The following is a 24,186-nucleotide window of genomic DNA, read 5'->3' on the forward strand; positions in this document are numbered from 1 at the left end:
GCGTGCGCCCGGCTGGCGGTTGATCGACTTATCGGGGGCGATGTAGCGGTGTCCCCGCACGGGGATACCGCTACATCGCCGATATGGCGTCGCGGGCGCTGGCGACGCGGATCCGGACTACTCCGGGACGCGGCGGTACGCGCCGTCGCTGGCCGACGTCGCCATCGAGGCGTACGCGCGCAGGGCGGCGGACACCGGGCGCTGCCGGTCGAGCGGGGTGTACGGCCGGTCCCGCTTCTCCTGCGCCACCCGGCGGGCCTCCAGCACGTCGTCGGGCACGTTCAGCTCGATGGACCGGGCCGGGATGTCGATGACGATCTCGTCGCCGGGCTCGACCAGGGCGATCAGCCCACCGGAGGCCGCCTCGGGGGAGGCGTGCCCGATGGACAGCCCGGACGTGCCGCCGGAGAACCGGCCGTCGGTGAGCAGCGCGCACGACCGGCCCAGCCCGCGCCCCTTGAGGAACGAGGTGGGGTAGAGCATCTCCTGCATGCCGGGGCCACCCTTGGGGCCCTCGTAGCGGATCACCACGACGTCCCCGGCGACGACCTCCTTGGCGAGGATGGCCGCGACCGCGTCGTCCTGCGACTCGTAGACCTTGGCCGGGCCCCGGAAGGTCAGGCACTCCTCGGGCACCCCGGCGGTCTTCACCACGCAGCCCTCCGGCGCGAGGTTGCCGTGCAGGATGGCCAGCCCGCCGTCGGCGGTGTAGGCGTGCTCCCGGTCCCGCACGCACCCCTGCGCGGCGTCGGTGTCCAGGGTGGACCAGCGGTTGGTGGTGGAGAACGGCTCGATGGTGCGCACCCCGCCGGGCGCGGCGTGGAACAGCTCGACCGCCTCGGGGAGGGGTGAGCCGCTCCGGACGTCCCAGTCGGTGAGCCACTGGGCTAGCGAGGGGGAGTGCACGGCGTGCACGTCGCGGTGCAGCAGGCCGGCGCGGTCGAGTTCACCGAGGATGGCCGGGATGCCACCGGCGCGGTGCACGTCCTCCATGTGGTAGTTCGGCGAGTTCGGGGCGACCTTGGCCAGGCAGGGCACCCGCCGGGAGACGGCGTCGATGTCGGCGACGCTGAAGTCGAGTTCGGCCTCGCGGGCGGCGGCGAGCAGGTGCAGGATCGTGTTGGTCGACCCGCCCATCGCCACGTCGAGGGCGACCGCGTTGTCGAACGCCTTGCGGTTGGCGACGGCGCGGGGCAGCACGGACGCGTCGTCGTGGTCGTACCAGCGCTTGGCGATCTCGACCGCGGTCCGGCCGGCCTCCACAAACAGCGAGCGGCGCGCGGCGTGGGTGGCCAGCGTCGAGCCGTTTCCGGGCAGGGCCAGACCGATCGCCTCGGTGAGGCAGTTCATCGAGTTGGCGGTGAACATGCCGGAGCAGGAGCCGCAGGTGGGGCAGGCGGAACGTTCGATCTCGCCGAGCTGGTCGTCGGTGACCGCCTCGTTGGAGGAGGCGACCATCGCGTCGATCAGGTCGAGCTTGGAGTGCACGACGCCCTCGATCGCCACCGTCTTGCCGGCCTCCATCGGGCCGCCGGAGACGAAGACGGTCGGGATGTTGAGCCGCAGCGCGGCCAGCAGCATCCCGGGGGTGATCTTGTCGCAGTTCGAGATGCAGACCAGCGCGTCCGCGCAGTGCGCGTTGACCATGTATTCCACCGCGTCGGCGATCAGCTCCCGGCTGGGCAGCGAGTAGAGCATCCCGCCGTGGCCCATGGCGATGCCGTCGTCCACGGCGATGGTGTTGAACTCGCGCCCCACCCCGCCGGCCTCGGCCACCGCGTCCGCGACCAGGCCACCCATGTCCTTCAGATGGACGTGACCGGGGACGAACTGGGTGAAACTGTTCGCGATGGCGACGATCGGCTTGCCGAAGTCGTCGTCGGTCATCCCGGTGGCCCGCCAGAGGGCCCGGGCACCGGCCATCGTCCGACCGTGGGTGGAGGTCCTCGACCGCAGCTCAGGCATGGGTACCAGTCTTACACCGCCCGGCGGACGGCTCCCACCGCTCGCGCCGTGTCCCAACAGTTGCACACCCGGTACCCCGTGGCGGGCGCTGATCCGGCACAGTTGAGGTCGTGCGTTTACCCCCGGGCATGGTCGCCGTGGCGGTGTTGAGCGGCCTGCTCGCCGTCGCCGCCACCGCCCTGCTGGCCGACTCGGCCCGGCGGCGCGGCGGCCCGCACCGCCAGGCGCACCTGCTGTTCGCCGTGGCCGCCACGATCGCCCTGACCACCCTGGCCGCCGGCACCGTCGCGGTGCTCGGCGCGACCGAGCACGGGGCGCACCAACGCGGTCAGGGAATGGGATGGGCGTCACTGATCGCGGTCGGCACCGCGCTGAGCGGGCTCGGCTACTGCGCGGGTCTGCTCCGGCTGCCCGGCGCGATGGTGGCCCGGGCCGCCGCCGCGCGGCTGCTGCTCGACGGGCTGACCGTGGCCGCCGCGATCTGGTTCGTCGGCTGGGTGCTCTTCTCGGAGCCGACCCGGCTGCTCGGGCCGGCGACGCCGAGCGCCTGTCCGGCCATCCTGCTCGCGTCGGTGACCGTGGCGCTCACCGCCGGGCTCACCGCGATGGTGGTGGCCCGCGCCGACGGCCCGCGGACCCGGCTGGCCGTGCTCGGCGTCGGCATCACCGCGACCGCGACCGGCGGTCTCGGCCTGGCCGCCGGGGTCTGCCAGGGCGGCTCGACGATGGCGCTGACCGGTGCCGCACTGCTCGCCGTGGGCATGCTCGCCGGGGCGCTCGCCGTGCACCGGGTGGACGCCCCCGGCCAGGTCGACATCGACCTGATCCGCCGCGACGGCGAGTACGCCTTCATCCCGATGGTGGCGATGGCCGGTTCGGCGATGTACCACCTCGTCCAGGGCGGCCGGTTCGACGCGCTGGGCATCATCGCCGGCAGCCTGGAGGGCTTCGCCCTGGTCACCCGGCAGTACCTCACCCTCAACGACGTCCGCAGCTACGCCCACCGGCTGGCCGACCGGGAGGCGCACTTCCGGGAACTGGCGCACACCGACCCGCTGACCACCCTCGCCAACCGGCGTGGCCTGCTGCGGGAGATGCAGCGCTGCGCCACCGAGGGGGGTGGCTGCGTGCTGCTCGGCCTCGACCTGGACGGCTTCAAGAACGTCAACGACATGCGTGGTCACGACGTCGGTGACATGGTGCTCGCCGAGGTGGGGCGGCGGCTGCGGAGCAACCTGCGCCCCGGTGACCTGGCCGCCCGGCTCGGTGGCGACGAGTTCGCGGTGCTGATGCGGGGCCGGCCGACCGACGCGGACGTGGTGGCCGAGCGGCTGCTGGGGGTGCTCGGCCGGCCGTACGAGCAGGAGGGCGGGGCGGTCTTCCTCTCGGTCAGCATCGGGGTGGCCGGCCAGGGCGGCGACGATCCGGACGTGGTCGGCCTGCTGCGCCACGCCGACCTGGCCCTGCGCTACGCCAAGCAGCGCGGTAAGAACCGGATCGAGCGGTACGACGGCAGCTACGACCAACTGCTGACCCGGCGTACCCGGCTGGAGCACGAGATGCGCGGCGCGATCGAGCGCGACGAGCTGCGGCTGGCCTTCCAGCCGGTGGCGTCGCTGCCCTCGGTGCGGCCGGTGGGTGCCGAGGCGCTGCTGCGCTGGCACCACCCCGAGCTGGGCAACGTCCGGCCGGACGAGTTCATCCCGCTGGCCGAGGAGTGCGGGATGATCGCCAAGCTGGGGGCCTGGGTGCTGCACCAGGCGTGCTGGCAGCTGTCCCGCTGGCTCGCCGACGGCCACGACGTGTGGGTGTCGGTCAACGTCTCCCCGCGCGAGCTGCACGCCCCGGAGTACGTGGTGCAGGTGGCCGAGGCGCTGCGCGCCCACCACGTGCCGCCGCAGCGGCTGGTGCTGGAGGTCACCGAGCACGCCGTCGCCACCGACCTGGACGAGCTGATCCGCCGGCTGACCGCGCTGCGGCGCACCGGGGTACGGATCGCGCTCGACGACTTCGGCGCGGGGTACTCGTCGCTGGGGCAGTTGCGCCGGCTGCCGATCGACATCCTCAAGATCGACCACAGCCTGGTCGCCGAGCACGAGCCGGTCCGCCCGGTGGGCCGGGACGGGCCCGCGTTCGCCCCGATGGTCGACATCGTCATGCGGCTGGGTCACCAGCTCGGCCTGGAGGTGATCGCCGAGGGGGTCACCAACCCGGCCGAGCTGGCCGCGGTGGTCGCCGCCGGCTGCCGGTTCGGCCAGGGTGCGCTCTTCGGCTGGGGGGTGCCGGCCGAGCACCTGGAGGCGATGCTGGAGGCGGCCACCTCGCCGGGCGCCCGCCCCGCGTCGGCGCCACCGGCCCCGCCGCCCCCGCCGCGGCGACCCGCCCCGTCGCCGCTGCTGCCCCGGCTGCGATCCCACCCACCGGCATCCCCGGCGACGCCCGCCCCGCGCCCGGCGTACGACGAGTCCGCGCAGGCCGGGCCGGTTGACGAGACCCCCAACGGGGATGGCGTCCCCCGTTCGTGAACCAACATGTGGGATCAGTTGACTCATCGCGTGAGATGCGTCAGGCTTGGCCCATGTCGTCGAACCGGTCGCTGCGAGTACTCACCTGAGCGCACTCTCCCGCTGTCGAGAGTGCGCTGGCCCCGTGCATCTGCACGAGGGCCGTTTTTATTGCCGTCGGAACCACCGGGGCGGGCCACCGCCCCCGTCGCACCTGTCGTAGCAGCTCCACCCAACTCCAGCCGAAGGCCTGAACCGCCATGACGAGACCCACGCCAGAGACCCTCGCCCACTCCGCCCGGCGGGCCCGTACGGTCACCGAGCCGGCCGGCGACGCCGACCACACCACCCCGCCGCGCGCCGCCGCGCCGGCCACCCCGGCCGTACGGCCGTCCGGGCCGGTCCCGGTCTCCGGTGCCGGCTCCCTGGTGCGGTCGTTGGAGGCGCTCGGCGTCGACGTCGTCTTCGGCATCCCCGGCGGGGCGATCCTGCCCGCCTACGACCCGCTCTACGACTCCTCGGTGCGGCACATCCTGGTCCGGCACGAGCAGGGCGCGGGACACGCCGCCACCGGATACGCGCAGGCCACCGGCCGGGTGGGCGTCTGCATCGCCACCTCCGGGCCGGGCGCGACGAACCTGGTCACCCCGATCGCCGACGCGTACATGGACTCGGTGCCGATCGTCGCGATCACCGGTCAGGTGGCCCGACCGATGATCGGCACGGACGCCTTCCAGGAGGCGGACATCCAGGGCATCACCCTGCCGATCACCAAGCACAACTTCCTGGTGCAGAACGCCGAGGAGATCCCGCAGGTGCTCGCCGAGGCGTTCCACCTGGCGGCGACGGGGCGTCCCGGCCCGGTCCTGGTCGACATCCCCAAGGACGTCCTCCAGGCGGCGACCACCTTCTCCTGGCCGCCCACCCTGGACCTGCCCGGCTACCGGCCGACCCTGCACCCGCACGGCAAGCAGATCCGGGAGGCGGCGCGGCTGATGAGCGGCGCCCGCCGGCCGGTGCTCTACGTCGGCGGCGGGGTGCTCAAGGCCGGTGCGACCGAGTCGCTGCGCCAGCTCGCCGAGCTGACCGGCATCCCGGTGGTGACCACGCTGATGGCGCTGGGCGCGTTCCCCGACTCGCACCGTCAGCACCTGGGCATGCCCGGCATGCACGGCACCGTCGCCGCCGTCTACGGCCTGCAGAAGGCTGACCTGATCGTGGCGCTGGGGGCCCGGTTCGACGACCGGGTGACCGGCAAGCTCGACTCGTTCGCCCCGGACGCCACGGTGGTGCACGCCGACATCGACCCGGCCGAGATCGGCAAGAACCGGCACGCGGACGTCCCGATCGTCGGTGACGCCAAGCACGTCATCGACGAGCTGATCGCGGCGGTGACCACCGAGCAGAAGGCCGGCCGTCGGACCGACCTGCACGACTGGTGGCACCAGCTCGACGACCTGCGCGAGCGGTACCCGCTGGGTTACGACGAGCCGGCCGACGGCACCCTCTCCCCGCAGTACGTGATCAAGCGGCTGGGCGAGATCGTCGGCCCGGACGCGATCTACGTGGCCGGGGTCGGCCAGCACCAGATGTGGGCCAGCCAGTTCATCTCGTACGAGAAGCCGGGCACCTGGCTCAACTCCGGCGGCCTCGGCACCATGGGGTACGCCGTCCCGGCGGCGATGGGCGCGAAGGCCGGCCGGCCGGACACGGTGGTGTGGGCGGTGGACGGCGACGGCTGCTTCCAGATGACCAACCAGGAGTTGGCCACCTGCGCGCTGGAGGGCATCCCGGTCAAGATCGCGGTGATCAACAACGGCAACCTGGGCATGGTGCGGCAGTGGCAGACCCTGTTCTACGAGGGGCGCTACTCCAACACCGAGCTGGGCACCCACAAGCACCGCATCCCGGACTTCGTCAAGCTGGCCGAGGCGCTCGGCTGTGTCGGCCTACGCTGCGAGAACGCCGAGGATGTCGACAAGACGATCGAGGCGGCGATGGCGATCACCGACGCACCTGTCGTGATCGACTTCACGGTCGGCAAGGACGCGATGGTCTGGCCGATGGTGGCCGCCGGCACCAGTAACGACGAGATCATGTTCGCCCGGGGCGTCCGCCCGACGTTCGACGAGGACGACATCTGAGATGAGTGACCGATTCCCCGGGACCGTGCGCGGGCACGGCCCGACCGAGCGAAGCGAGACGGTGGCATGACCCTGCACACCCTGTCCGTGCTGGTGGAGAACAAGCCGGGTGTCCTGGCCCGGGTCTCCGGTCTGTTCTCCCGGCGCGGCTTCAACATCGACAGCCTGGCCGTCGGTGAGACCGAGAACCCCGACGTCTCCCGGATCACCATCGTGGTCAACGCCGACTCGTCGCCGCTGGAGCAGGTCACCAAGCAGCTCAACAAGCTGGTCAACGTACTGAAGATCGTCGAGTTGGACCCGCAGGTCTCGGTGGCGCGGGAGCTGCTGCTGGTCAAGGTCCGCGCCGACCGCGCCGCCCGCGCGCAGGTGCTGGAGACGGTCGCCCTGTTCCGGGCCCGGGTGGTCGACGTCGCGCCAGACACCCTCACCGTCGAGGCGACCGGCACCCCCGACAAGCTCGACGCGCTGCTGCGCGACCTGGAGCCGTTCGGGATCAAGGAGATGGTCCAGTCCGGCACGGTGGCGATCGGGCGCGGCTCGCGGTCGATCACCGCCGGCCCGGCGCTGCGCGCCGCCTGACCGCGCGCCCACCCGCCACCGCACACAGTCCACGACGGTCGACGAGACCGCCGTACGAAAGGGAAGTCAATGAGCGTTGAGGTGTACTACGACGACGACGCCGACCTGGGCCTGATCCAGGGCCGCAAGGTCGCCGTGATCGGGTACGGCAGCCAGGGCCACGCCCACGCGCTGTCGCTGCGCGACTCCGGTGTCGACGTGGTGATCGGCCTGCCGGCGGGCTCCAAGAGCCGGCCGAAGGCCGAGGAGCAGGGCCTGCGGGTGCTCACCCCGGCCGAGGCGGCGGCCGAGGCCGACGTGATCATGATCCTGGCGCCGGACACCGCCCAGCGGACCATCTACGCCGAGTCGATCGCCCCCAACCTCGCCCCCGGCAAGGCGCTCTTCTTCGGGCACGGCTTCAACATCCGGTACGGCCTGATCACCCCGCCGGCCGACGTGGACGTGGCGATGGTCGCCCCGAAGGGCCCCGGCCACCTGGTCCGCCGCCAGTACGTCGACGGCAAGGGTGTGCCCTGCCTGGTCGCCGTCGAGCAGGACGCCAGCGGCAACGCCTTCCCGCTCGCCCTGGCGTACGCCAAGGGCATCGGCGGCACCCGGGCCGGCGCCATCAAGACCACCTTCACCGAGGAGACCGAGACCGACCTCTTCGGCGAGCAGGCGGTGCTCTGCGGTGGCGCGGCGGCCCTGGTGCAGACCGGGTTCGAGGTGCTCACCGAGGCCGGCTACGCCCCCGAGGTGGCCTACTTCGAGTGCCTGCACGAGCTGAAGCTCATCGTCGACCTGATGTACGAGGGCGGCATCGCCCGGATGCGGTACAGCATCTCCGACACCGCCGAGTACGGCGACCTGTCCCGGGGCCCGCGCGTGGTCGACTCGCGGGTCAAGGAGGAGATGCGCAAGATCCTCGGCGAGATCCAGTCCGGCGAGTTCGCCCGCGAGTGGGTGGCCGAGGACGAGGCCGGCCGGCCGAACTTCGCCAAGTGGCGGGCCGAGGGCGCGGCGCACCCGATCGAGGAGACCGGGCAGAAGCTGCGCTCGATGATGAGCTGGGTGGACCGCCCGCTCACCGAGACCGCCTGACCCGTCGGTCCTGACCGGGCCGCCGGCGCCCTCGGGCGGGTGGCGGACCGGTCGACCTGGTGACGTGAAGCGGTATGACTGGCAGGCATGAACATGCCTGCCAGTCATACCGCTTTCTGCGTGAGCACGTCCCTCAGCGGCCGGGGCCGGGCCGCTGTCGCCGCCGGACCCCGCCGCGCCGTCACCCGTCCCGCCGGTCGCCGTCGCGGTCCGCGGTGGCCGGTTCACCAGGCGGGATGGGGTGATCGATGCCTCATCGGCCCCGATCGGCCCCTGCTGCGCGCTCCCGGGCCGGATGAACGGGGGATGACAGGCGTGCGACAACCCTGTGTGAGGGCCCTCACCCCACAGACCGGGACATGCCGGCCGGAGCGCCCCCTACCATCCTTGGTGAGGTGCGTGACCGGCACCTGACGGCCACGGCACGGATCGGCGAAGGGCGCATCGCGGCGCCCGGACGCCCCGGCCAACCTAATACGACGTCTACGAGGACCGATGAATCCTGTCGTACTGATCGCCGAAGAACTCGCCCCCGCCGCCATCGAGGTGCTCGCGCACGACTTCGACGTGCGCCACGTCGACGGCACCGACCGCCCGGCCCTGCTCTCCGCGCTGGCGGAGGCCGACGCGGTCATCGTGCGCAGTGCCACGCAGATCGACGCCGAGGCGATCTCCGCCGCGCCGCGCCTGAAGGTGGTCGCCCGGGCCGGCGTCGGGCTGGACAACGTCGAGGTCCCGGCCGCCACCGCGCGGGGCGTCATGGTCGTCAACGCCCCCACCTCCAACATCGTCTCCGCCGCCGAGCAGGCCGTCGCGCTGCTGCTCGCCGTCGCGCGCAACACCGCCAGCGCCAGCGCCGCGCTCAAGGCCGGCGAGTGGAAGCGGTCCAAGTACACGGGCGTCGAGTTGCAGGGCAAGACCGTCGGCGTGGTCGGCCTCGGCCGTATCGGGGTGCTGTTCGCCCAGCGGATCGCCGCCTTCGGCACCCGGCTGATCGCGTACGACCCCTACATCCAGCCGGCCCGCGCCGCCCAGCTCGGCGTCCGCCTGGTGGGGCTGGAGGAGCTGCTGCGGGAGGCCGACTTCATCTCGATCCACCTGCCGAAGACCCCGGAGACGGTCGGCCTGATCGGCGAGAAGGAGCTGGCGATCGTCAAGCCGGGCGTCCGGATCGTCAACGCCGCCCGGGGTGGCCTGGTCGACGAGCAGGCCCTCGCCGACGCGATCGCCGAGGGTCGGGTCGCCGGTGCCGGCGTCGACGTGTACGCCAAGGAGCCGTGCACCTCCTCGCCGCTGTTCGCCTTCGACAACGTGGTGGCCACCCCGCACCTGGGCGCGTCCACCCACGAGGCGCAGGACAAGGCCGGCCTGGCCGTGGCCAAGAGCGTCAAGCTGGCGTTGCAGGGCGAGTTCGTGCCGGACGCGGTGAACGTGCAGGCCGGCGGCGTCGTCGCCGAGGACGTCCGGCCGCTGCTGCCGCTGGCCGAGAAGCTGGGTCGGGCGTTCACCGCCGTGGCCGGCGGGGTGGCCGCCAGCGTCACCGTCGAGGTGCGCGGCGAGATCGTCAACCACGACGTGTCGGTGCTCAAGCTCGCCGCCACCAAGGGTCTGTTCAGCTCGGTGGTCGAGGATCAGGTCACCTACGTCAACGCGCCGCACCTGGCCGCCGAGCGGGGCGTCGAGGTGACCCTCGCCACCCAGGCCGAGACGGTCGACCACCCGAACCTGGTCACCGTGCGGGGCGCGCTGCCCGACGGTCGTACGGTCAGCGTCTCCGGCACGGTCGCCCACACCGGCACCCGCGACGTCATCAAGCTGACCGAGGTGGACGGGTTCGACGTGGAGATCGGCGCGGAGGGCATCCTGCTCTTCCTGCGGTACGCCGACCGGCCGGGCGTGGTCGGCACCGTCGGCACGCTGCTCGGCGAGGCCGGCATCAACATCGCCGCGATGCAGGTGGCCCGTCGGGAGGCCGGCGGCGAGACCCTGATGACGCTCACCGTCGACCAGGCGCTCGGGGCGGACCTGCTCACCTCGGCCGCCGACTCGATCGGGGCGACCGCCGCGAGCGCGGCCGACCTGCGCGACGAGTAGTCGCACCCGCACGGTTCACCACGGAGGGCCCGGCCGCACGGCCGGGCCCTCCGTCGTCCACGCCCGAGCGTCGCGGGCGGTGGCCTCAGCGGGCGAGGCGCGACGGCGGCGGGTAGACCGAACCGTCCTGCGGGTCGAAGAGCATCAGGTCGTACTCGCCGGCCAGCCGCTCGATGTCGAGCAGCACCTGGTCCTCACACGTCGGTACGAGGTTCAGCGCCACGTGGTCGGCCGCCGCGTGCAGCGGCGACACCTCCCACGGGGTGCCCTGGTGGGCGGGCCGGTCGGGGTACGAGGCGGTGATGGCGCGGTAGAAGGCGACCACCCGCGGGTCCGGATACCGCTCGCCGTGCCGCCCCTCGTGGCACTGCCGCACCGCCGCCCGGACGTCCTCGGGCGTGGCCCCGTCGTGCATGGCCCACACGCTCAGATCGAAACTCACGGCGGACAGCGTGCCATCACCCGGACGCCCGAGCGACACTGACCCGCCGTGATCGCCGCGAGTGGTCGAGAGTGTACGGAGGAACACGGTCCGCTGTGGAGACTCTTGCGTCGAGTTGCGTCGATTCGCTAGCGTACCGGAGCGGTCATCGGGAAAGTCGGAAGTCGGCCCGTCTTCGGGTGACGGGGCCGAGCATCCGGCCGGCCGGTCCGCACCCCTCGAATGCGCGAGCCACGCGCACTCGTCGCTGACCGGCCCCCACGGTCGTTGCCGAGACCGTGGGGGCCGATCGCCGGCCCGTCGACCGCGCCACCCCGTGGACCCCCTCCACAGGTCGGCCGACGCGCCGCGACACCGCTCAGCGGCGTCGGTGGGCGAAGAGAGCCTGATAGGCCGAGTCGGCGCGGAACCACGAGAGTCCCACCGGCCCGGCCGCGTACAACGCGGTCGCGTAGGCGTCGGCCACCGCCAGGTCCGGGCCGACGACGGTCGCGGCGACCAGCTGTCCGGCCGGTTCGCCGGTGTGCGGGTCGACTACATGCCCCTGCCGGCCGCTGACCCCGGAGGTGCCCACCGCGCCGGCCGTCATCTCCAGCACCAGCGGGGCCCGCCGGCTGTCGGTCGGGTGGTGCACCGCCACCCGCCACGGTCCGCCGTGCGCGGCGTGCCCGCGTACCGTCAGGTCGGCGCCGGAGAGCACCGCGTAGTCGTGGATGCCGGCGGCGCGCAACCGGGCCGCGGCCCGCTCCACCGCCCAGCCGTTGAGCAGGCCGCCGGGGTCGAAGCCGCCGGGGACGGCCCAGGCGTCGAACCAGCCGTCGGTGGCGGCCCGCATGGCGGCGCAGCGGTCGACCAGGTCGGTCAGCGGCGGGTACGACTCGGGGCTGATCTCGCCGCGCCGCAGCCGGGAGACCAGGCTCTGCGGCCGGTTCGGCCCGTAGGTGAGGTCGATCGCCCGTAGTTCGGCGACGGCGTCGCGCAGCGCGTCGCCGACCGCCCGGCGGCCCAGTTCCTCGGGGGCGTTGAGCAGGAGCGAGTATCCGGCGGTGCCGGTCCGGACGGAGTGCTGCACGGTGATCCGGCCGCCGGACGGGTCACCGGCGGAGTCGAGGCGGTGGCTTCGGGTGCCCAGGCGCAGGTCGGGACGGCGACGGGAGAACGCCTTCTGGTCCACCCAGCGGGTGCGTGGTTGCTCGTCCAGTCGGCCTGGCCCCCGCTGCTGCTCGGTCCGCATCTCGCTGCTCCTTCACCGACGGTGCCGCGGCGTCGCGGCCGGTCCGTCCCGGGCCCCCACGACCCGTCCTGCACCGACCCTAGGCAGTGGAGATGACCGCACCATGAATGCTGGCTGGGAGCCTGCTGAGCATTTCGCCCTCCCAGATGGTGGAAGGCGCGTACCGGGAGGCGGGACAGGGACGTACCGTTGCGCACAGCGGACGAGGTGAGGAGCAGCAGGTGGCACGGATCGCGGTGGTGGCCGGGGACGGGATCGGACCCGAGGTGGTCGCGCAGGCCCTCAAGGTCCTCGACGCCGTGCTTCCCGGCGTCGAGGCCACGCAGTACGACCTCGGCGCGGCGCGGTACCACCGCACCGGCGAGGTGCTGCCCGACTCGGTGCTGACCGAGCTGGCCGGCCACGACGCCATCCTGCTCGGTGCGGTGGGCGACCCCACCGTGCCGCCCGGCGTGCTGGAGCGCGGCCTGCTGCTGAAGCTGCGCTTCGCCTTCGACCAGTACGTCAACCTGCGCCCGTCCCGGCTCTGGCCGGGGGTTCCCGGTCCGCTGGCCACCGTCAAGCCGGGCGAGGTCGACCTGGTGGTCGTCCGGGAGGGCACCGAGGGGCTCTACGCCGGGGCCGGCGGCAGCCTGCACCGGGACACCCCGGCCGAGGTGGCCACCGAGGAGAGCCTGAACACCCGGCACGGGGTGGAACGGGTCATCCGGGACGCCTTCGCCCGCGCCGGTCGCCGTGAGCGGCGCAAGGTCACCCTGGTGCACAAGACCAACGTGCTGACCCACGCCGGCTCGCTGTGGGCCCGTGCCTTCGCGGCCGTCGCCGCCGAGCACCCCGACGTCGCCACCGAGTACCAGCACGTCGACGCCGCCGCCATGTTCCTGGTCACCCAGCCCCAGCGGTACGACGTGGTGGTCACCGACAACCTGTTCGGTGACATCCTCACCGATATCGCCGCCGCGGTCACCGGGGGGATCGGGCTGGCCGCCAGCGGCTGCATCAACCCCACCGGGGCGTACCCGTCGATGTTCGAACCGGTGCACGGCTCCGCGCCGGACATCGCCGGCAAGGGGGTCGCCGACCCGGTGGCCGCGGTGCTCTCCGCCGCGCTCCTGCTCGACCAGCTCGGCCACGCCGACGCCGCCGCCCGGGTGACCGGCGCGGTCGCCGCCGAGCTGGCCGCCCGGACGCCGGGCGTGGCGTTGCGCACCGACGAGGTGGGGGACCGGCTCGCCGCGCAGGCGGTGGCCTGACCCCTCGGGAGGTGGAGCTATCCACTGAACGACCGTTCGGGGTAGGTTTCTGGGACGTCAGCCCGGTGCGTGGTTCCCGCGCGCCGTCAAACCCGCAGGGAGGTCAGCGCGATGAGCGGTGGTGACATGCTCGATTTCGAGATCCGTCCGAATCCCGCGCCGGTATCCGCCGCCGAGCGGGCCGCCCTGCTGGTCGACCCCGGCTTCGGCCGGGTCTTCACCGACCACATGGTGACCATCCGGTACGCCGACGGCAAGGGCTGGTACGACCCCCGGGTCGAGGCCCGCGCGCCGATCCCGATGGACCCGGCCAGCGCCGTCCTGCACTACGCGCAGGAGATCTTCGAGGGGCTGAAGGCGTACCGCAGGGCCGACGGCTCGATCACCATGTTCCGGCCCGAGGCCAACGCCGCCCGGTTCATCGCCTCCGCCCGGCGGCTGGCCATGCCGGAGCTGCCGGCGGAACTGTTCGTCGAGTCGTTGCGCAAGCTGGTCGAGATCGACCGGGACTGGATCCCCGACGCCGCCGACGCCAGCCTCTACCTGCGGCCGTTCATGTTCGCCAGCGAGGTCTTCCTCGGCGTCCGACCGTCCCGCGAGTACCTCTACTGCGTCATCGCCTCCCCGGCCGGTTCCTACTTCGCCGGCGGGGTGAAGCCGGTCACCGTCTGGGTGTCCCCGGACTACACCCGGGCCGCACCCGGCGGCACCGGCGCGGCCAAGTGCGGCGGCAACTACGCGGCGTCGCTGTCGGCCCAGGCCGAGGCGATCGAGGCCGGCTGCGACCAGGTGGTCTTCCTCGACGCGGTCGAGCGCCGCTACGTCGAGGAACTGGGCGGCATGAACGTGTTCTTCGTCTACGACGACGACACCCTGGTCACCCCGCCGCTGACCGGCACCATCCTGCCCGGCATCACCCGGGACGCGCTGCTCGCCCTGGCCGCCGCCTCCGGGCACCGGGTCGTCGAGCGTCCGGTCAGCTTCGCCGAGTGGCAGGCCGACGCCGAGAGCGGCCGGCTACGCGAGGTCTTCGCCTGCGGCACCGCCGCGGTGATCACCCCGATCGCCCGGGTGCGGCACCCCGGCGGCGAGTTCGTGATCGGCGGCGGTGAGCCGGGCCGGTCCACCTCGGCGCTGCGGGAGCAGTTGGTGGCGGTCCAGCGGGGTGACGCCCCCGACCCGCACGGCTGGGTCACGCACATCCGCTGACCACCCCGGCTTTCGACCCGCCCTGCCAGCGCCGACGTCCGGGGTCGGCAGGGCGGGTCGGCGGTGCGGTCACCGCGGCGCGGGCGGCTCCAGCAGGTGGTCGCGCAGGGCGGCGAGCTGGGCGTCGGTGACGCCGGTGTGCCGCAGGTAGTCCTCGATCGAGCCGTGCCGCTCGCGCAGCTCGGCGAGGAAGAGCGCCATCGCCTCGGCGGGGGACCCCAGGAAGGGTGCGGGCAGCGCCTCGGCCTCCGGCATGGCCTCCGCCAGCCAGGCACTGAACCGCTGGGACGCCTCGGTGCTCAGCGCGTAGTCCTCGGCGATCTGCTCGTCGTCGACGCCCAGCACCGACAGGGTCAGCGCGCAGACGATGCCGGTGCGGTCCTTGCCAGCGACGCAGTGCACCAGGACGGGCGCGTTGGCGCTGTCGGCGATCAGCCCGACCGCCTCGGCCAGCCCGGCGGTGCCGGTCTCGGCGAGGTCGGCGTACCTGTCGGCGAGGTAGCGGGCCAGGCTGGAGTCCGGCTCGTGGCGGCTCAGCGCCCAGTCGGCGTGCTCGGGGTGGATGTGCCGGTAGGCGAGGCCGTCGAGGTCGGGCACCCGACCGTCCCGCTCCACCTCGGTCGGGCGGCGCAGGTCGATCACCGTACGGATGCCGAGCGCGGCGAACGCCTCCCGGTCGGTGCCGTCGATGCGGTGCGGGGAGTCCGACCGGTAGAGCCGGCCCCAGCGGACGGCGCGGGCGTCGTGGCCGGGGTAGCCGCCGACGTCCCGGAAGTTGAACATCGCGGAGAACGGGATACGGCGGCTGTTCTCGGTGGGGTTCACCCGGACACGGTAACGGCCGGCGGGGGCGGCGGTCCGCCCCGCCGAGTCGACCGCCGACGCGGGCCGGCCCGCTACCGGGCGGTGCCGGGCGGCAGGTTGCCGTAGGTGTCGTCGTAGTAGCCGCCCAGATTGTCGCGGAAGGCGGTGTCGCTGTGGCTGTTCTCGTCGTACCCGGGAGCGGCCTTGATCTGGTCCCTGGTGCGGTCGACGTGGACCCTGCGGTCGTCGTGGTCGACCTGGTTGACGGTGCCGGCCGGCAGCATCACCTTCCTGCCGAAGATCCACGGCCCGGTGTCCACGACCAGGTAGCTGCCGCCGACCTCGTGACTCGCCTCGTCGATCCTGCCGATCCCACCGTCGGTCGCCTCGACCCGGTAGCCGACCAGGTCGGCGTCGGCCACCCCGGCCTCGTCCCGGTAGGTCCACGGGTCGAACGCCCCGCCGGGAGCGCCGCCGGCGATCGCGCCCTGACCGTCGTCGACCATCGGGTCGGTGGTGGCGTGCGCGCTGTGCGGGTCGAGCCTGTCCATCGGAACCCCTGCCTCGAAGTGTCGTGTCCGTCAACCGGGCTACCCCCGGGGAGACCTCGCACACACCGTGTCCCGGGATGTGGATTCTGTCTCCCAGAACCCGGATCGAGTGGCAGAGTGGCGACCGTGACCAGCTCCGCCCGCATTATTGGCAGCTAGCGCGCCGGCCTCCCCTCTGCCGAGCGCGCAGACCTCCCGCATCCGCGGGGGGTCTTTTTGTTGCTCCCCCAAGATCCGATGAAGGGACTCTCGATGACGTTCCAGGTCTACGACACCACGCTGCGCGACGGCGCCCAGCGCGAGGGGCTCAGCTACTCGGTGATCGACAAGCTGGCGGTGGCCCGCCTGCTCGACGAGTTCGGCGTCGGTTTCATCGAGGGCGGGTGGCCGGGCGCCGTGCCGAAGGACACCGAGTTCTTCCGCCGGGCCCGCACCGAGCTGGACCTGCGGCACGCCCTGCTGGTCGCGTTCGGGGCCACCCGCAAGGCCGGGGTCGCCGTCGCCGACGACCCGCAGGTGCGCGCGTTGCTCGACGCGCAGACCCCGGCCGTCGCGTTGGTCGCCAAGGCCGACATCCGACACGTCGAACGCGCGCTGCGCACCACCGGCGCGGAGAACCTGGCGATGGTCCGGGACACGGTCGCCCACCTGGTCGCGCAGGGGCGACGGGTCTTCGTCGACGGCGAGCACTTCTTCGACGGGTTCCGGCACGACCCGGCGTACACCGCCTCGGTGGTCGAGACCGCGCTCGCCGCCGGGGCCGAACGGTTCGTGCTCTGCGACACCAACGGGGGGATGCTGCCGTCCCGGGTGACCGCCGCGATCGCCGACCTGACCGCCCGGACCGGGATCGCCCCGGAACTGCTCGGCATGCACGCCCAGAACGACACCGCCTGCGCGGTGGCCAACACGATCGCCGCCGTCGAGGCCGGGGTGCGGCACGTGCAGGGCACCGCCAACGGGTACGGCGAGCGCCCCGGCAACGCCGACCTCTTCGCCGTCGTGGCGAACCTCCAGCTCAAGCTCGGGCTGCCCGTCCTACCCGACGGCTGCCTGGAACAGATGGTGCGGGTCTCGCACGCCATCGCCGAGATCGCCAACATCGCCCCCGACACCCACCAGGCGTACGCCGGGGCCGCCGCCTTCGCCCACAAGGCGGGGCTGCACGCGAGCGCGATCAAGGTCGACCCGTTGCTCTACAACCACGTGGACCCGTCGGTGGTGGGCAACGACATGCGGATCCTGGTGACCGAGATGGCCGGCCGGGCCAGCATCGAGCTGAAGAGCCGCGAGCTGGGTCTTGACCTGGCCGGCCATCCGGACGCCGTGTCGAAGGTGACCGCCCGGGTCAAGGAGCTGGAGGCGGGCGGCTGGTCGTTCGAGGCCGCCGACGCCTCCTTCGAGCTGCTGGTCCGCTCCGAGCTGCCGGACGCCGCCCCGGTGCGGCCGTTCGCGCTGGAGTCGTACCGGGTGCTGGTGGAGCACCGGGAGGACGGCGAGGTGATCTCCGAGGCGACCGTGAAGATCCGGGTACGCGGCGAGCGGGTGATCGCCACCGCCGAGGGCAACGGCCCGGTCAACGCCCTGGACGAGGCGCTGCGGGTCGGCCTGTCCCGGCACTACCCGGAGCTGCGCGACTTCGAGCTGGCCGACTACAAGGTGCGCATCCTGGAGGGCACCCACGGCACCGGCGCGGTGACCCGGGTGCTGGTGGAGACCGCCGACGGCACCGGCCGGGACTGGACCACCGTGGGCGTGCACCCCAACGTGGTCGAGGCGTCCTGGCACGCCCTCGTCGACGCCCTCACCTACGGCCTCGACCGCGCGGCGGTGTGAGCTGAACCCCCGGCGTCAGGGGGCGGGCAGGCGCAGGGTGGCCAGCACGGCGCGGTGGTCGGTGCCGGGCACCCGGTGGACGGTGACCGCACGGACGGCGATCCGGCGGTCGACCAGGACGTGGTCGATGGTGACCGGCGGGATCGGGTCGCCGTCGTACGGGCCCCACGTGCCCACCAGCCCGGCCCCGGCGGCGTCGGCGGCGTCGACGTAGCCGCTGGCCAGGAGGGCACGCAGCGGGGAGTGGTCGAGGGTGGCGTTGAAGTCCCCGGCGAGGATGCCGAGCTGACCGTCGGGGGTGGCGCGCGGCTGGCCGGCCAGGTCGGTGCGCCACTCGCCGACCACCCCGACCGACCAGGGTGCCGCCGGGTGGGCCGACTCCACCCGTAACGGTGGTGCGCCGGGCACCGCCACCGTCGCGTACGCCTGGGTGAACGCGAACCCGGCGTTGCGCCGGAAACCGCCGTCGGAGAGGGGGAACCGGGCGTAGAGCCCGGAGCCGGTCGTGCCCACCTCGGGGTTGAGCTGGCGGTGGGGGAGCAGGTCGGCGAGGCCGGCCCGGTCGAGGGCGTCCCGCGCCGCCGGGGTGAACTCCTGCACGGTGAGCACGTCCACCTCGTTCCGGCGGACCAGCTCGACCAGGGTGGCCGCGTCGGCGTTGCCCGCGAGCAGGTTGGCGGTGAGCACCCGCAGTTGCGGCCCCCGGGCCGCCGGCTGCCGGTCGGGTAGCGCGCGGGGTGCCACCGCGCCGAGGAGGGCCAGCGCCGCCACCGCCGCGGCCACCGCCGGCCACCGGCACCGCAGGGCGAGGGCCAGCATCAGGGCCGGCAGGCTCCACGCCGCCACGTACGGGGTGAAGGCGAGCGCCTGCACGAGCGGGCCCCGGTCGAACCCGACGAGGCGGACCACGGCCCAGGCGAGGCCGGGTGCCACCGCGAGCCAGCAGATCAGCGGAGCGGCCCGACGGCGGGTGGGGGTCGGCACCGGGGTCGTCAGCACGGCGGTCAGCCTAGCGGCCGAGGTCGTTCCCGCCGGCCGTGGAGCCGTCCCGTGAATGGTCGAGAGTTCATGTTTCGCAATTTCCAACATCGTTTTCGGGATGGCAAAACGGGTTGGTGCGCTATTGACGCTCCGCTTTTGGCGGTGCTACGTTCCTCCTCGTTGAGGTGCCGCAACAGAGCGTAGTTTTCCCAGCTCAGGCCGGTTGGAAGTGTTTCTTCTTCACTATTTCCGGCGGGTGGAAGGCTTTCTGCCCACGTTAATTCCGGCTCGAGCGCACCACCTGTATCCGGCTCGCCGTACGGTGGGTCGGCCGTATTGCCACGGTCACAAAAGGGAGACCTGTCATGGCCACATTCTTCAGGCGTAAGGCGGCGGCGGTGACGCTCGGCGTCCTGGCGCTCACCCTGGCCGGCGGCGGGATCGCCGTCGCGCAACCGGCGACCAAGGCTCCGGCCGAGGTGGCCCAGCCCGGGGCGCGGCTGTCCGGTGCCACCGGTCAGCCGCCGGTGACTCCGGCCGAAGCCAAGCAGGCCCGCGCGGCGCTCAAGGCCTCGCTCGCCCCGCCGGCCTCGGGTTCGGTCGCCTGGGCGGTCGTCGCCAGCGACGGCACCCTGCTCCAGCACTCGGCGAACGTCGTCTCGTCGACCCGGTACGGCACCGGCCAGTACCAGGTGCTGCTCGACTACAGCGTGGTCGGGAAGGCGTTCCAGGCCACCATCGGTACCAACGACCAGTTCAACGTGCCGCCGGCCGGCGAGATCGCGGTCGCCCCACGCAACCAGACACCGAACGGCGTCTTCATCCAGACGTACAGCTCCAGCGGATCGGTGTCGAGCAAGCCGTTCCACCTGTTCGTCGCCAACTGAGGCGCGGACCCGTCGGCGGTGCCGGCCCCGGCAGGGGGTCGGCACCGTCTGCTGTGGACCCCGACGCCCGTGGCCCGGCCCGCCCGGCAGGGCGCGGATCACCCGGTGACGCACGCATTGCGTCGCCGCACGGCGTTGCCGCCCCGCCGGGCCGGTCGTCCCGATCCGGGGCGAATCGGCCCGCCAGAGCCCGAAATTCCGACGTTTGCCGGCGGGTGACCCCGGGAAGCAAGCACCGTGACGGACATCTCGGACACCCTGGCCAGCCTGCCCCGCCCGGTCGATGCCGACGCGGCGGGCGCCGAGTTGGAACAGACCCTCTTCGAGGTCAAACGCGTGATCGTCGGGCAGGACCGGCTCGTCGAACGGCTGCTCACCGCGCTGATCGCCGACGGCCACTGCCTCCTGGAGGGGGTGCCCGGCGTCGCCAAGACGCTTGCCGCGCAGACCCTCGCCACCGTCGTCGGCGGCACCTTCACCCGCATCCAGTTCACCCCCGACCTGGTCCCCTCCGACATCGTCGGCACCCGGATCTACCGGGCCTCGACCGAGAACTTCGACGTCGAGCTGGGCCCGATCATGGCCAACCTGGTGCTCGCCGACGAGATCAACCGGGCCCCCGCCAAGGTGCAGTCCGCGCTGCTGGAGGCGATGGCCGAACGGCAGGTCACCATCGGCGGGCGGAGCTGGCCGGTGCCGGAGCCGTTCCTGGTGCTGGCCACCCAGAACCCGATCGAGTCCGAGGGGGTCTACCAGCTCCCCGAGGCACAACGCGACCGGTTCCTCATGAAGATCGTCGTCGACTACCCGGGCGATGCCGACGAACTGGCCATCCTCTACCGGATGAGCAGCGACCGGCCCCGCCCCCGCCAGGTGCTCGACCCGGTCCGGCTGCGCGACCACCAGCGCCGGGCCGCCCAGGTCTTCGTGCACCACGCACTCGCCGAGTACGTGGTCCGGCTGATCCTCGCCACCCGTGACCCGGGCCGCTTCGGGCTGCCGGAGATCGCCCCGCTGTTGGCGTACGGGGCGAGCCCCCGGGCCACCCTCGGCCTGGTCGCCGCCGCCCGCGCCCAGGCGCTGCTGCGCGGCCGCGAGTACGTGCTCCCCGACGACGTCCGCGAACTCGCGGTCGACGTGCTCGCCCACCGGCTGGTGCTCTCGTTCGACGCGGTCGCCGACGGGGTCAGCGCCGAGGCGGTGGTGCACCGGCTGGTGCAGGCGGTGCCGCCCCCGGTGCTCGCCACCGGCCACCCCGAGTACACGCCCGACCTGGCGGCGGCGTGAGCGCCCCGGCCGCCCCGGCCGGCCCGACGCTTGCCGACCTCGCCCCCGAACGGCGGCTGCGCCGTCTCGAACTGACCGTCACCCGCCGCCTCGACGGGCTGCTCCACGGTCAACTGCGTGGCCTGCTACCCGGCCCCGGCAGCGAGATCGCCGGCAGCCGCGAGTACCGCCCCGGCGAGGACGAGGTACGCCGGATGGACTGGGCGGTCACCGCCCGCACCACCGTCCCGCACGTCCGCGAGGTCGACGCCGACCGGGAGCTGACCACCTGGCTGCTGGTCGACGCCAGCCCCAGCATGGAGTACGGCACCGCCGCGCTGGACAAACGGGAACTGTCAGTGGCGGCCGTCGCCGCGGTCGGCTTCCTCACCGCCGGCACCGGCAACCGGCTCGGCGCGCAGGTGCTCGGCAGCGACGGGCTGCGCCGGTTCCCGGCCCGCTGCGGGCGTACCCACCTGCTGAGCCTGCTCCGCGCGCTGCTGCACGCCCCCCGGGTGGACGACGCGGCACCGGCCACCCCGCCGGCCGGCCCCGACCTGGCCGCCGCGCTCGCCGCGGTGCAGCGGGTCGCCGTCCGACGGGGGCTGGTGGTGGTGGTCTCCGACTTCCTCGACGGGCTGCCCGACGACCACGACGCCACCACCGGGTGGGAGCCGGCGCTGCGTCGCCTCGCCGCCCGTCACCAGGTGCTCGCAATCGAGGTGACCGACCCGCGTGAGCTGGAGCTGCCCGACGTCGGCCTGATCACCCTGCTCGACCCGGAGACCGGCCGGCGGCGCGAGGTGTGGACCGGTGACCCGGAGCTGCGCCGCCGGTACGCCAGCGCCGCCGCCGCGCAACGCGCCCAGGTGGCCCGCGCGTTGCGCCGCAGCGGGGCCGACCACCTCGCGTTGCGGACCGACCGGGACTGGACCGCCGACATCGTGCGGCACGTGCACGCCCAGCGCCGGCTGGCGGCGTCCGCCGTGCCCCGGGGAGGTGTCGCGTGAACTGGCAGTCACCCGCCCGGCTCCTGCTGCTGCTCGGGGTGGTCGCGCTGGCCGTCGGCTACCTGCTGGCGCAGCGCCGGCGCAGCCGGTACGCGGTCCGCTTCACCAACCTGCGGCTGCTCGACCGGGTCGCCCCGCAGCGGCCGGCCTGGCGACGGCACGTGCCCGCCGGCCTGTTCCTGGCCATGCTGGCGCTGCTGGTGGTCGGCTTCGCCCGGCCCACCGCCGAGGTGCGGGTGCCCCGCGAGCGGGCCACCGTGATGGTCGCCGTGGACGTGTCCACGTCGATGCTCGCCACCGACGTGGAACCGGACCGGTTGACCGCCGCCAAGGAGGCCGCCCGGACCTTCGTCGACGGGCTGCCCGACGAGTTCAACGTGGGGCTGGTCGCGTTTGCCGGCAGCGCGGCGGTGCTGGTGCCGCCGAGCACCGACCGGGGTGCCCTGCACGACGGGATCGACCGGCTCGCCGAGGGGATCACCGGGGTGCAGGGCACCGCCATCGGCGAGGCGATCAGCGCCTGCCTCGGCGCGGTGAAGAGCCTCGACGGGAAGGCGGCCAAGCAACCGCCGCCGGCCCGGGTCGTCCTGCTCTCCGACGGGGCGAACACCTCCGGGGCCGACCCGATGGAAGCCGCCGCGGCGGCCGTCGCGGCGAAGGTGCCGGTGCACACCATCTCGTTCGGCACCCCGGGCGGGTTCGTCGACCGGGGTGGCCGCCCGATCCAGGTGCCGGTCGACGGGCAGACCCTGCAGGCGGTCGCCGACCAGACCGGGGGCGGGTTCCACGAGGCGGGCAGCAGCGCCGAACTGCGCGACGTCTACGAGGACATCGGGTCCTCCGTCGGCTACCGCAAGGAACGTCAGGACATCTCCGCCCGGTTCATCGGGCTCGGGCTGGTCTTCGCCATGGGGGCGGCGGCCGGGTCGATGCGCTGGTTCTCCCGCCTGCCCTGAGCGGGGACCGTGCTGGCCCACCTGCCCCTGATCCGTCGCAGCACACAGTGAGGAGCGGACGTATGGCAGTACCGACCGGCCTGGGGGAGCCCCGGGGCCCCTGGTTCCTCTCACCCGACCTGGGGCCGGACGGCCGACCCCGGTGGGACGTACCGTCGCCGGGGGAGGACCCGTCCCGGCGGCGCTGGCGCGGGCGGTTGTGGACCGCCGTGGCGGTGGTCGCCCTGTCCACCGTCTCCGGCGCGGCGGCCGGCGGCTGGGTGGCCGGCCAGGACGGCGCGGGCCCGACGGCGGCCTCCGCCGCCCCGGTCCCGGCGGAACTGGTCACCGCCGCCCAGAAGACCGTCCCGGGCGTGGTGTCCGTGCTGGTCGGCGGGGGTGCCGCCGGGCAGTCGGCGACCGGTTCCGGCTTCGCCATCGACAACGAGCAACACGTCGTCACCAACGACCACATCCTGGCCAAGGGGGGCGGTGGCGCGGTGACCGTGGAGATGCCCGACGGCCGCCGCTACGCCGCCGAGGTGGTCGGCCGGGAGCCGGGCAGCGACCTGGCCGTGCTGAAGGTGCCGTCGGCCGCCGGGTTGGCCCCGTTGCCGCTGGCCAAGCCCCGGTCCACCCGGGTCGGCGAGCCGGTGCTCGCGGTCGGCTCGCCGCTCGGCCTGGCCGGCACGGTGACCGCCGGGATCGTCAGCGCCCTCAACCGGCAGGTGCGGCTGGGCACCAACCGCCGCAGCGCGGTGCAGACCGACGCGTCGATCAACCCGGGCAACTCCGGCGGCCCGCTGGTCAACGCCCGGGGCGAGGTGGTCGGGGTGAACACGGCGATCGCCACCATCGACGGCAGCGGGTCGATCGGCATCGGCTTCGCCATCCCCATCGACCAGGTGCAGCAGACGGCCGACACCATCATCGGCAAGGGCGGCTGATCCCGGAGGACGCGGGCCGGGCCGCCGCGTCCACCGGCGCGGCGGCCGACGCACGCGGCGCTGACCAGGGAAAACTTGCAGATGCCGAGGCCAGGCCATCAGCCCATAGAAATATGGCGCTAAGTATGGATACTGGCGTGGGTGGAGCTACCTCTCGTCGCATTGCTGCTGGTGGTGGGCCTCGTCGTCGGCTGGGGGGTCGGCGCGCGGTACGCCCGCGCCCGCCGTGGCTGGAACGACTACCGGGCCGCCAGGCGGGCCGTCCCCGGCGCCCGCCGGGCCGCCCTCGTACTGGTCCGGGCGGTCTTCACCCGGGTCGGGGTGATCGCGCTGCTGCTGTTCGGCGCGGCCGCCTACGCCACCGTCGGACCCGACCACGACCGGGCCGAACCGGCACCCGGACCCGCACCCTCCGCGACCGTGACGCCCACCGGCGGCCGGGGGCGCTAACCTCGCCGG

The 24,186-nt window shown here is 73.3% G+C and carries 20 protein-coding genes; 14 read left to right on the top strand and 6 right to left on the bottom strand.

Features of this window, described 5'->3' with window-relative positions:
* Positions 1 to 117 precede the first annotated feature (117 nt).
* Positions 118 to 1,965: a dihydroxy-acid dehydratase gene (gene ilvD, locus JQX11_RS04540; protein ID WP_204923739.1), complete on the bottom strand. Its 1,848-nt coding sequence runs from the start codon at positions 1,963 to 1,965 to the stop codon at positions 118 to 120.
* A gap of 110 nt (positions 1,966 to 2,075) precedes the next feature.
* Here ilvD and JQX11_RS04545 point away from each other — a divergent pair, with 110 nt between their 5' ends.
* The 5 genes from JQX11_RS04545 (at position 2,076) to serA (ending at position 10,372) form a co-directional block, all read left to right on the top strand.
* Positions 2,076 to 4,490 carry a putative bifunctional diguanylate cyclase/phosphodiesterase gene (locus JQX11_RS04545; RefSeq protein ID WP_204923740.1) on the top strand — a complete coding sequence of 805 codons (2,415 nt, stop codon included), beginning with the start codon at positions 2,076 to 2,078 and terminating at the stop codon, positions 4,488 to 4,490.
* Between the two features lie 239 nt (positions 4,491 to 4,729).
* On the top strand, positions 4,730 to 6,613 hold the full coding sequence (locus JQX11_RS04550; protein WP_204923741.1) for an acetolactate synthase large subunit: 1,884 nt from the start codon (positions 4,730 to 4,732) through the stop codon (positions 6,611 to 6,613).
* 66 nt (positions 6,614 to 6,679) lie between these two features.
* Positions 6,680 to 7,195 (top strand): acetolactate synthase small subunit, encoded by a 516-nt coding sequence (gene ilvN, locus JQX11_RS04555; protein ID WP_204923742.1) that lies wholly within the window; start codon positions 6,680 to 6,682, stop codon positions 7,193 to 7,195.
* A 69-nt stretch (positions 7,196 to 7,264) separates the two neighbouring features.
* Positions 7,265 to 8,278: a ketol-acid reductoisomerase gene (gene ilvC, locus JQX11_RS04560; protein ID WP_204923743.1), complete on the top strand. Its 1,014-nt coding sequence runs from the start codon at positions 7,265 to 7,267 to the stop codon at positions 8,276 to 8,278.
* Between the two features lie 495 nt (positions 8,279 to 8,773).
* A complete protein-coding gene (serA, locus tag JQX11_RS04565) occupies positions 8,774 to 10,372 on the top strand; it encodes a phosphoglycerate dehydrogenase (RefSeq protein WP_204923744.1) in 1,599 nt (532 codons plus the stop codon).
* An 85-nt stretch (positions 10,373 to 10,457) separates the two neighbouring features.
* Here serA and JQX11_RS04570 read toward each other — a convergent pair whose 3' ends face one another.
* On the bottom strand, positions 10,458 to 10,814 hold the full coding sequence (locus JQX11_RS04570) for a hypothetical protein (protein ID WP_204923745.1): 357 nt from the start codon (positions 10,812 to 10,814) through the stop codon (positions 10,458 to 10,460).
* 358 nt (positions 10,815 to 11,172) lie between these two features.
* On the bottom strand, positions 11,173 to 12,048 hold the full coding sequence (locus tag JQX11_RS04575) for an FAD:protein FMN transferase (RefSeq protein WP_204923746.1): 876 nt from the start codon (positions 12,046 to 12,048) through the stop codon (positions 11,173 to 11,175).
* A 221-nt stretch (positions 12,049 to 12,269) separates the two neighbouring features.
* On the opposite strand from JQX11_RS04575, the gene JQX11_RS04580 reads away from it, so the two are divergent.
* The gene (locus tag JQX11_RS04580) at positions 12,270 to 13,301 is read left to right on the top strand and encodes a 3-isopropylmalate dehydrogenase (protein WP_204923747.1); all 1,032 of its coding nucleotides are present in this window, start codon (positions 12,270 to 12,272) and stop codon (positions 13,299 to 13,301) included.
* A gap of 111 nt (positions 13,302 to 13,412) precedes the next feature.
* Complete coding sequence (locus JQX11_RS04585; RefSeq protein ID WP_204923748.1) at positions 13,413 to 14,510, top strand: branched-chain amino acid aminotransferase; 1,098 nt, start codon at positions 13,413 to 13,415, stop codon at positions 14,508 to 14,510.
* A gap of 69 nt (positions 14,511 to 14,579) precedes the next feature.
* Here the strand turns inward: JQX11_RS04585 and JQX11_RS04590 are convergent, their stop codons facing one another.
* On the bottom strand, positions 14,580 to 15,335 hold the full coding sequence (locus JQX11_RS04590) for a tyrosine-protein phosphatase (protein ID WP_204923749.1): 756 nt from the start codon (positions 15,333 to 15,335) through the stop codon (positions 14,580 to 14,582).
* A 71-nt stretch (positions 15,336 to 15,406) separates the two neighbouring features.
* The gene (locus JQX11_RS04595) at positions 15,407 to 15,865 is read right to left on the bottom strand and encodes a PRC-barrel domain-containing protein (protein ID WP_204923750.1); all 459 of its coding nucleotides are present in this window, start codon (positions 15,863 to 15,865) and stop codon (positions 15,407 to 15,409) included.
* A gap of 252 nt (positions 15,866 to 16,117) precedes the next feature.
* Here JQX11_RS04595 and cimA point away from each other — a divergent pair, with 252 nt between their 5' ends.
* Complete coding sequence (cimA, locus tag JQX11_RS04600; protein ID WP_204923751.1) at positions 16,118 to 17,701, top strand: citramalate synthase; 1,584 nt, start codon at positions 16,118 to 16,120, stop codon at positions 17,699 to 17,701.
* Positions 17,702 to 17,716: 15 nt separating this feature from the next.
* Here the strand turns inward: cimA and JQX11_RS04605 are convergent, their stop codons facing one another.
* Positions 17,717 to 18,652, bottom strand: coding sequence for an endonuclease/exonuclease/phosphatase family protein (locus tag JQX11_RS04605; RefSeq protein WP_232377305.1), 936 nt, complete (start codon positions 18,650 to 18,652; stop codon positions 17,717 to 17,719).
* 395 nt (positions 18,653 to 19,047) lie between these two features.
* Between JQX11_RS04605 and JQX11_RS04610 the strand changes: the two genes are divergently transcribed.
* From JQX11_RS04610 to JQX11_RS04635, 6 genes are all read left to right on the top strand, one after another.
* The gene (locus tag JQX11_RS04610) at positions 19,048 to 19,569 is read left to right on the top strand and encodes a copper resistance CopC family protein (protein ID WP_204923753.1); all 522 of its coding nucleotides are present in this window, start codon (positions 19,048 to 19,050) and stop codon (positions 19,567 to 19,569) included.
* 237 nt (positions 19,570 to 19,806) lie between these two features.
* Complete coding sequence (locus JQX11_RS04615) at positions 19,807 to 20,856, top strand: AAA family ATPase (protein WP_204923754.1); 1,050 nt, start codon at positions 19,807 to 19,809, stop codon at positions 20,854 to 20,856.
* The gene (locus JQX11_RS04620; protein WP_204923755.1) at positions 20,853 to 21,845 is read left to right on the top strand and encodes a DUF58 domain-containing protein; all 993 of its coding nucleotides are present in this window, start codon (positions 20,853 to 20,855) and stop codon (positions 21,843 to 21,845) included. Before JQX11_RS04615 ends, JQX11_RS04620 begins: the two co-directional genes overlap by 4 nt.
* A complete protein-coding gene (locus JQX11_RS04625) occupies positions 21,842 to 22,801 on the top strand; it encodes a VWA domain-containing protein (protein WP_204923756.1) in 960 nt (319 codons plus the stop codon). The genes JQX11_RS04620 and JQX11_RS04625 overlap by 4 nt, the downstream gene beginning before the upstream one ends.
* A gap of 62 nt (positions 22,802 to 22,863) precedes the next feature.
* Positions 22,864 to 23,727, top strand: coding sequence for a S1C family serine protease (locus JQX11_RS04630; RefSeq protein ID WP_204923757.1), 864 nt, complete (start codon positions 22,864 to 22,866; stop codon positions 23,725 to 23,727).
* A 141-nt stretch (positions 23,728 to 23,868) separates the two neighbouring features.
* On the top strand, positions 23,869 to 24,177 hold the full coding sequence (locus JQX11_RS04635) for a hypothetical protein (protein WP_204923758.1): 309 nt from the start codon (positions 23,869 to 23,871) through the stop codon (positions 24,175 to 24,177).
* Positions 24,178 to 24,186: the final 9 nt, after the last annotated feature.

It is taken from the genome of Micromonospora humida (assembly GCF_016901255.1).
Taxonomy (GTDB): Bacteria; Actinomycetota; Actinomycetes; order Mycobacteriales; family Micromonosporaceae; genus Micromonospora; species Micromonospora wenchangensis.

Bases quoted from the DNA above. Each gene is read 5' to 3' on its own strand.
- ilvD (WP_204923739.1), bottom strand. From the start codon at position 1,965: ATGCCTGAGCTGCGGTCGAGGACCTCCACCCACGGTCGGACGATGGCC.
- JQX11_RS04550 (WP_204923741.1), top strand. From the start codon at position 4,730: ATGACGAGACCCACGCCAGAGACCCTCGCCCACTCCGCCCGGCGGGCC.
- ilvN (WP_204923742.1), top strand. From the start codon at position 6,680: ATGACCCTGCACACCCTGTCCGTGCTGGTGGAGAACAAGCCGGGTGTC.
- ilvC (WP_204923743.1), top strand. From the start codon at position 7,265: ATGAGCGTTGAGGTGTACTACGACGACGACGCCGACCTGGGCCTGATC.
- serA (WP_204923744.1), top strand. From the start codon at position 8,774: ATGAATCCTGTCGTACTGATCGCCGAAGAACTCGCCCCCGCCGCCATC.
- JQX11_RS04575 (WP_204923746.1), bottom strand. From the start codon at position 12,048: ATGCGGACCGAGCAGCAGCGGGGGCCAGGCCGACTGGACGAGCAACCA.
- JQX11_RS04585 (WP_204923748.1), top strand. From the start codon at position 13,413: ATGAGCGGTGGTGACATGCTCGATTTCGAGATCCGTCCGAATCCCGCG.
- JQX11_RS04595 (WP_204923750.1), bottom strand. From the start codon at position 15,865: ATGGACAGGCTCGACCCGCACAGCGCGCACGCCACCACCGACCCGATG.
- cimA (WP_204923751.1), top strand. From the start codon at position 16,118: ATGACGTTCCAGGTCTACGACACCACGCTGCGCGACGGCGCCCAGCGC.
- JQX11_RS04610 (WP_204923753.1), top strand. From the start codon at position 19,048: ATGGCCACATTCTTCAGGCGTAAGGCGGCGGCGGTGACGCTCGGCGTC.
- JQX11_RS04630 (WP_204923757.1), top strand. From the start codon at position 22,864: ATGGCAGTACCGACCGGCCTGGGGGAGCCCCGGGGCCCCTGGTTCCTC.